The sequence below is a fragment of the Pseudonocardia bannensis genome, from assembly GCF_012911875.1.
Lineage (GTDB): Bacteria > Actinomycetota > Actinomycetes > Mycobacteriales > Pseudonocardiaceae > Pseudonocardia > Pseudonocardia bannensis.
Window position 1 is genome coordinate 23,538 of sequence record NZ_JAAXKZ010000069.1, and the last position, 7,487, is coordinate 31,024.

Below are 7,487 nucleotides of genomic sequence, written 5' to 3' on the forward strand. Positions count from 1 at the left end.
TCAGATGCTGTTGAGCAGGTGGAAGCCCCGCCGGAAGTACACCGCCGGGAGGTCCTCACCGAGGCGGGTGTTCTCCACCTTGCCGAGCAGGATCGTGTGATCCCCGCCCGGGTGCTTGGCGTGTGCCGTGCAGTCCAGCGTCACGCAGGAACGCGGCAGCACCGGCAGCCCGCGCTCGTCGGCGACGAACCCGGCGTCGGCGAACTTGTCCGCCCCACGGGTGGCGAACCGGATGGCCAGGTCGGCGTGCTCGGGATGGATCACGTGCACGATCCACCGCTGGGCCGCCTGGAACACCGGGTGGCACTCCGCCGACTCGGCCAGGCACACCAGCACCAGCGGCGGGTCCATCGAGACCGAGCAGAACGAGGTGGCGGTGAATCCCCACCAGCGGCCGTCGGCGTCGGTCGTGGTGACGATGGTGACCCCGCTCGGGAACGACGCCATCGCGTCGCGGAACAGCCGGGCCTCGTCCGGGGCCGACTGCGCGGGATGCGCGCTCATGAGGCGCCCCCGACCGCGGTGACCGGTGCCGCCGGGGGCACGGCCGCGGGGAAACCCGCGCCGAACTGATGGTCCATCCGGGTGCGTTTGGTCGTCAGGTAGCTGATGTTGTCCGGGTTGGGTGCGATGACGAGCGGTTCGCGGCCGGCGATGCGCACCCCGTGGCCGGCCAGGCCCCGGTACTTGGCCGGGTTGTTGCTCATCAGCCGGATCTCGCGGACGCCGAGGTCACGCAGCATCTGGGCGCCGATGCCGTACTCCCGGCTGTCCACCGGCAGGCCCTGCGCCAGGTTCGCGTCCACGGTGTCCATCCCGGCGTCCTGCAGGTTGTAGGCGCGCAGCTTGTGGCTCAGCCCGATCCCGCGGCCCTCGTGCCCGCGCAGGTACACGACGACGCCGCGGCCGGCCTCGCCGATCTTGCGCATGGCCAGGGCCAGCTGTTCCCCGCAGTCGCAGCGCCGGGAGGCGAACACGTCCCCGGTCAGGCACTCGGAGTGCACCCGGACCAGCACCGGCTCGCCGGCCGGGCTGCCCTCGGCGCCGGTCTGGTTGACGTCGCCGAGCACCAGCGCGACGTGCTCGCAGTCGTCGGTCAGCGACCGGTAGGTGATCGCGGTGAACTCGCCGTACTCGCTCGGCACCCGGCCGGCGGCCTCGCGCCGAACCAGGGTCTCGGTCTCGCGGCGGTAGCGGACGATGTCGGCCACGGCGACGGTGACCAGGCCGTGCTCGGCGGCGAAGCGCGCCAGCTCCGGGCGCCGGGCCATGGTGCCGTCGTCGTTGGTGACCTCCGAGAGCACCCCGGCCGGGTACAGCCCGGCCATCCGGCACAGGTCTACGGCGCTCTCGGTATGCCCGGCCCGGCGCAGGACCCCGCCCTCGCGGGCCCGCAGCGGGAAGATGTGCCCGGGCCGGGAGAGGTGCTCGGGGCGGGTCGCGGGGTCGACCAGCGCGCGGATCGTCAGCGCCCGGTCGGTCGCCGAGACGCCGGTCGACGTGCCGGCCTTCAGGTCGACCGACACGGTGAAGGCGGTGCCCCGGGGGTCGTCGCTGTCGGTCACCATGAGCGGCAGCCGCAGCTCGTCGGCGCGCTCGTCGGTGATCCCGACGCAGAGCAGCCCACTGGTGTGCCTGATCATGAAGGCCATGGCCTCGGGGGTGGCCAGCTCGGCCGCCATGATGAGGTCGCCCTCGTTCTCCCGGTCCTCGTCGTCGACGACCAGGACCATTCGTCCGCGACGCAACTCCGCCAGCGCGGCCTCGACGGCCCGCGCCGAGCGCGTCTCGTCCGAGGGGTCGGCTGTGCCGGTCTCCGGGCCAACGACGTGATCCATGTCATCACGGTAGGAGCGGGCCGCAGGCCGGAGGTGTCCGAGATCTAGACACACCGATCAGAAGACGGTGTTCTCCAGGTCGATACCGGCCGCCTGCAGCTTGCGGTACAGCGTCGACCGCGAGATCCCGAGGAGCGCGGCGGCGTCCTTCTTGTTGCCGGCGGTCTCGGCCAGCGCGTCGAGGATCGCGTGCACCTCGGCCCGCTCGAACCGGGTCAGCGTCCGCCGCGGTGCCGCGCGCCGGACCTCGGGCGGCACCTCGGCCAGGCCCGGGTTGCCACCCCCGGGGGCCGCGGCCAGCATCCGCTGCACCACCGATCGCAGCTCGCGGACGTTGCCCGGCCAGGACAGCCGCATCAGCAACTGCACGACCTCGGGCGCCACCCGCCGTGGTGCGGCGAACGCGGAGACCAGCACCGGGATGTCACGCAACCGGTTGCGCAGCGGGGGCAGCCGCAGTTGCTCGGCGTCCAGATCGGGCAGTGCGGTGTCCTCCCAGGAGCTGCCGCAGGTGAAGGTGGCGGAGCACCGCCAGCCGCGGCTGATCCCGGTGCCGAGGATCGCCGAGACGGTCCGGACGACGTCGGGGGACAACAGGTCCAGACGGCGCACCACGAGATCGCCGGGCTCGCCGCCCACGATGTCGCGCAGCCGGTCGAGCCAGCCGGCCGCGCCGTCGACCTCGATCGCGGCCGCGTCGTGCACGACGGCGGCGCCGTGTTCGCGGTGCAGGGCCTGCGCCATCGCCAGCTTGCCCACACCCGCCTCCCCGCACACCACGACGACGCGCTCGCCCAGTGCCGCGCGGCCGGCGCGGTAGGCACCGAGGAGCGCCCGGTCGGTACCGGCCAGGCCGGGCGGGCCCTCGGGCGGTGCGCTGCGTGCCGGCCGGGGCGGCGCAGGTTCGGCCGTCGGCCGGATCTCGACGAGCGCCCCGATGATCTCGCCGCCGTCGCGCACCGGTGTCGTGCGGGCGCGTGCGGTCCGCCCGCCGGCCAGGGGCAGTTCGTTCTCGACGGCCGCGGTCCCACCCGCCATGGCCCGGGCCGCGTGGTCCCACACCAGCGGCTGGTCCGCACCGTCGAGCAGCCGGGCAGCCTGCGGGTTGGTCATCAGCACCCGCTCGCTGAGCACCACGATCCCGGCGTGGCTGCGCCGGGAGGCCGACATGAACTGCTCGAGCAGGGCCCGCTCCTGCGGCGAGTGCTGCTCGAACAGCCGGTTCTCGATGCTGCGGGCGGTCTGCTCCGCGATCAGCGTGACGAGCGTGTTGTCGTGGTCCGCCGCGCAGGTGACGTCGAGGACACCCAGGGGGCGACGGCTCACCGGGTCGATGATCGGCACCCCGACACAGGTGAACTGCACGAGTTGCTCGACGTAGTGCTCGTGGCCGTCGATGCGGGTGGTCCGGCCGAGCTCGATCGCGGTCCCCAGCCCGTTGGTGCCGACGGCGTCCTCGGCGAAGACGAACCCGGGTGTCACGTTGAGCGCGTCCAGCGCGCGCAGCAGCTGGCGCTCCCGGACCCGGCGGTCGAGGATCCGCGCCTCGGCGTCGGTGACGATGAAGCTGATCCCGAGCTCGCCGAGCCGCTCGTTGACGGTGTCGAGGACCGGGCCGGCGGCACGCAGCAGCCGCGACTCCGGGTTGACGTCGGGCCGGTAGGGCGGCTCGATGTTCTCCGGGGGGACCGACCAGCTCGAGCAGCGGCGCCACGACGACGAGATCTCGTCGCGGACCTGCAGCGGCGGGATGCCGGAGCTGAGGAAGCGCTCCCGCTCGCGGGCCAGCGCGCGGCCGACCGAATGCACCGTCGTCATCTCGGACCCCATCGTCCTCGTCCGCGGCAGCCGGACCGGGGAGAATGCCGGCCTGCCGCCGACGCTAGTGCCGGCCTGTCCCAGGCTGTGTCCCAAAATGAGTCACGGCGATGACCCTGGCCGACGTGCCAGAATTCGCTGTGGATTTCGCGACGGAAGACGACCACCGCGCCATCCGGGAAGGCGTCCGCGCGGTCTGCCGTGACTTCGACGACGCCTACTGGCGCGCCTGCGACGCCGAACACCGGTTCCCGTGGGATTTCTACAAGGCCATGGCCGCCGGCGGCTGGCTCGGGATCGCGATCCCCGAGGAGTACGGCGGCGGTGGCCGGGGCATCACGGAGGCATCGATCGTGCTGGAGGAGGTCGCGGCCTCCGGGGCGGCGATGAACGGCTGCAGCGCGATGCATCTGTCCGTGTTCGGGATGAACCCGGTGGTCAAGTACGGCAGCGCCGAGATGCGCGAGATGTACCTGCCCCGCGTCGCGTCGGGTGACCTGCACGTGGCGTTCGGGGTCACCGAGCCCGACTCCGGGACCGACACCGCCTCGCTCACCACGCGGGCCCGGCTCGACGGTGACCACTACATCGTGCGCGGCCAGAAGGTGTGGACGTCCAAGGCGCAGGACTGCGAGAAGGTGCTGCTGCTGGTGCGCACCACCCCGGTCGAACAGTGCGCCAAGCGCACCGACGGGCTGACCCTGCTGCTCGCCGACCTGCAGCGCCCCGAGGTCGACATCGCACCGATCCCGAAGGTGGGCCGCAACGCCGTGGCCTCCTGCGAGGTCCGCTACGACGACCTGCCGGTGCCGGTGACCGACCGCGTCGGCGAGGAGGGCAAGGGCTTCCGCTACCTGCTCGACGGGCTCAACCCGGAGCGGATCCTCATCGCCGCCGAGGCGCTGGGGATCGGGCGGGTCGCGATCCGCCGGGCCGTTGACTACGCCAACTCCCGCCGGGTGTTCGGCCGCCCGATCGGGCAGAACCAGGGCCTGGCGTTCCCGCTGGCCGAGGCGCACATGCGGCTGCGTGCGGCCGAGTTGATCGTGCGCGAGGCGGCGTGGCGTTACGACCAGGGCCTGCCGTGCGGCGAGCAGGCCAACACGGCGAAGTTCCTGGCCTCCGAGGCCGGGCACTTCGCCGCCGACCGCGCGATGCAGACCCACGGCGGGTTCGGCTACGCCAAGGAGTACGACGTCGACCGCTACTGGGTGGAGTCGCGGTTGATGAAGATCGCACCGATCTCGCAGGAGATGGTGCTCAACTACGTCGCCGAGCACGTGCTCGGGCTACCGCGCTCGTACTGAACCCGGACAGAACCGGGATACTGCCGGGCGTGGAGGTCTTGAGCAGCCGCGTCCTGCTGCGTCCGGCGGATCCAGTGGCCAGCACGGCCTTCTACCGTGACGTGCTCGGACTCGCGGTCTACCGCGAGTTCCCCGGTGGCACGGTGTTCTTCCTGGGGTCGGGGTTCCTGGAGGTCTCGGGGGGAGGTGGCGTGCCCCCCACGGACGGGCTGGCGCTGTGGCTGCAGGTCCGCGACCTCGCCGCGACGCAGCAGGAGCTCACCGAGCGCGGGGTGACCGTGCTGCGGGAGCCGCGCCGCGAACCGTGGGGGCTCGACGAAATGTGGATCGCCGACCCCGACGGGGTGCGGATCGTGCTGGTCGAGGTGCCGGCCCAGCATCCGATACGGCGCGACAGCCGGACGTCCTGAGCCGCCGGATCAGCCGGCCCGGCGCCGCGCTCCCGGCCCTGGGACGGCGCGCACCCGCGCCTCCGGTTCGAGGACGTGCCCGTTCTCGCAGCGCACCTCGACGTGCACCGGGGCGCCGCACTCCGGGTGCACCATGCGCATCGGCGGACCGTCCTCGCCGCCGAGGTGGGTGTCGCCCCAGTCGAGCATGGCCAGCATGATCGGCCGCAGGTCGCGACCGGCCGGGGTCAGGTGGTACTCGTGGCGCTCCCGGCGGCCCGGCTCCCGGTAGGGCACCCGCTCCACCAGCCCCGCGTCGACGAGCGTGGCCAGCCGCCGGGTCAGCACGTTGCGGGCGATCCCGAGGTGACCGGCCAGGTCGTCGAACCGGCGCACCCCGTTGAACAGGTCACGCAGCACGAGGACGGTCCAGGCGTCGCCGATCAGCGACGCGGTGCGTGCCACCGAGCACGTGCCGCTGTCCAGCTCGGTGTAGTCCATGCGGGTCAGGGTAGTGGCGCTGGGTTGCGTGTGACTACTGACGTGGGCATCAGCGCTGTGCCGCCCCCAGCTCGAGCCGCCGGTCATCCGTCGACGGCCCGTCCCCCGGTAGGGCGCCCGGCGTCGCCGGGGCCGGGGTGAGCGCGGCGATCAGCGTCGCGAGCAGCGCCGCTCCCGCCGCGGCGAGGAAGATGACCATGTACGCGGCCGCGGACGGCTGCACGGTCCCGCCGGCCCGGATGGTCAGGGCGGTGGACACCGCGGCGATGACGGCGGTGCACGACGACGTGCCGAGCTGACGCATCAGGGTGTTGAGGCTGTTGGCCGCGGCCGTCTCGGTCGGCGGGACCGCGCGCATGATCAGCAGCGGCAGCGCCGAGTAGGCCAGCGCGGCGCCGATGGCGATGACCGTCGTGGCCAGGATGATCAGCGCCAGGTTCCCGGGCAGCAGGGCGAAGCCGAGGTTGCCCACGGTCAACACGAGCGCGCCGACCACGAGCGTCGTGCGCGGGCCGCGGCGGTGCGAGAGCCGGGCCGAGGCGGGGGAGAAGACCGTCATCGCCGCGCCCATCGGCAGCATCGCGACGCCGGAGAGCACCAGCGACAGCCCGAATCCGTACCCGGTCGCGGGCGCCGCCTGCAGGATCTGGGTGCTCACCATGAACGACGCGAACATCGCGAAGCCGACCAGGATCGTGGCGAGGTTCGTCCACAGGACGGCGGGACGGGCGCTGACCCGCAGATCCACGAGGGGGCCCTGGGTGCGCAGCTGAAGAACACCCCACACCGCGAAGACCGGCACTGCGGCGATCAGCAGGCCGAGCACCCGGGCGCTCGACCAGCCCCACTCCGAACCCTTGGAGACCGCCAGCAGCAGGCAGACGAGCGCGGCGCTGAGACCCGCCGCCCCCGGCAGGTCGAACCGGCCCCCGGTACGCAGCGGGGACTCGGGCACGAGCCGGCGGACGAGCAGGATCAGGCCGCCGGCGAACACGGCCGCACCGAGGAACAACCATCGCCAGTGCAGGTTCTGCGCGACCAGACCGGTGAGCGGCAACCCGACGGCGCCGCCGATGCCGAGTGACGAGCTCATCAGGCCGACCCCGCTGCTCACCCGGTCCGCGGGCAACTCGTCGCGCATGATGCTCAGGCCCAGCGGCACCACGCCGAGGGACACGCCCTGCAGCACCCGGGCGGCCAGCAGCACCTCGATGCCGGGCGACACCGCGCCCAGCAGCGATCCGAGCGTGATCAGCACCAGGGCGATCAGGAGCATCCGGCGCTTGCCGTACATGTCGCCGAGCCGGCCCAGAACCGGCGCCGACACCGCGCCCGCCACCAGCGTCGCGGTGACCAGCCAGGCGGCCGTCGCCGGCGAGGTGGACAGCAGCCGGGGGAACAGCGGTAGCAGCGGCACCACGAGGGTCTGCATGAGTGACACGACCAGCCCGCAGGAGGCGAGCACCCCGATCACGCCGACAGGCCGGGTACGGGGGAGGGCATCGGCCACGGACACATCTCCACTTCGGGTCAGCGCGCTGCCCGATCAGGTGACCACGGACGGGTGTCCTCCGACAAGAGAATTCCTTACCTTTGCCAACGATCCCCTCATGAGGAACAGGGCGGGTGGGGAG

Annotated in this window: 7 protein-coding genes; 2 read left to right on the forward strand and 5 right to left on the reverse strand. The window is 72.6% G+C overall.

Features of this window, described 5'->3' with window-relative positions; genetic code table 11:
* Genes HF519_RS18185 through HF519_RS18195 form a run of 3 tightly spaced genes read right to left on the reverse strand, consistent with a single transcriptional unit; the run spans position 1 to position 3,656 of the window.
* Positions 1 to 504: a flavin reductase family protein gene (locus HF519_RS18185; protein WP_169414165.1), complete on the reverse strand. Its 504-nt coding sequence runs from the start codon at positions 502 to 504 to the stop codon at positions 1 to 3.
* Positions 501 to 1,838: a bifunctional 3,4-dihydroxy-2-butanone-4-phosphate synthase/GTP cyclohydrolase II gene (locus tag HF519_RS18190; RefSeq protein WP_169414166.1), complete on the reverse strand. Its 1,338-nt coding sequence runs from the start codon at positions 1,836 to 1,838 to the stop codon at positions 501 to 503. Before HF519_RS18190 ends, HF519_RS18185 begins: the two co-directional genes overlap by 4 nt.
* 57 nt (positions 1,839 to 1,895) lie before the next feature.
* Positions 1,896 to 3,656: a sigma-54-dependent Fis family transcriptional regulator gene (locus HF519_RS18195; protein WP_169414167.1), complete on the reverse strand. Its 1,761-nt coding sequence runs from the start codon at positions 3,654 to 3,656 to the stop codon at positions 1,896 to 1,898.
* Positions 3,657 to 3,781: 125 nt separating this feature from the next.
* Here HF519_RS18195 and HF519_RS18200 point away from each other — a divergent pair, with 125 nt between their 5' ends.
* Both HF519_RS18200 and HF519_RS18205 read left to right on the forward strand, forming a co-directional pair.
* The gene (locus HF519_RS18200; RefSeq protein ID WP_312860184.1) at positions 3,782 to 4,963 is read left to right on the forward strand and encodes an acyl-CoA dehydrogenase family protein; all 1,182 of its coding nucleotides are present in this window, start codon (positions 3,782 to 3,784) and stop codon (positions 4,961 to 4,963) included.
* 29 nt (positions 4,964 to 4,992) lie between these two features.
* On the forward strand, positions 4,993 to 5,373 hold the full coding sequence (locus tag HF519_RS18205) for a VOC family protein (RefSeq protein WP_169414168.1): 381 nt from the start codon (positions 4,993 to 4,995) through the stop codon (positions 5,371 to 5,373).
* 9 nt (positions 5,374 to 5,382) lie between these two features.
* Here HF519_RS18205 and HF519_RS18210 read toward each other — a convergent pair whose 3' ends face one another.
* Positions 5,383 to 5,853, reverse strand: a complete 471-nt coding sequence (locus tag HF519_RS18210) for a winged helix-turn-helix transcriptional regulator (RefSeq protein WP_169414169.1) — start codon at positions 5,851 to 5,853, stop codon at positions 5,383 to 5,385.
* A gap of 49 nt (positions 5,854 to 5,902) precedes the next feature.
* Entirely contained in the window at positions 5,903 to 7,363 is a 1,461-nt protein-coding gene (locus tag HF519_RS18215; protein WP_312860185.1) for an MFS transporter, read from the reverse strand.
* Positions 7,364 to 7,487: the final 124 nt, after the last annotated feature.

Coding starts and splice junctions, on each gene's coding strand:
- HF519_RS18185 (WP_169414165.1), bottom strand. CDS start 504: ATGAGCGCGCATCCCGCGCAGTCGGCCCCGGACGAGGCCCGGCTGTTC.
- HF519_RS18190 (WP_169414166.1), bottom strand. CDS start 1,838: ATGGATCACGTCGTTGGCCCGGAGACCGGCACAGCCGACCCCTCGGAC.
- HF519_RS18195 (WP_169414167.1), bottom strand. CDS start 3,656: ATGACGACGGTGCATTCGGTCGGCCGCGCGCTGGCCCGCGAGCGGGAG.
- HF519_RS18210 (WP_169414169.1), bottom strand. CDS start 5,853: ATGGACTACACCGAGCTGGACAGCGGCACGTGCTCGGTGGCACGCACC.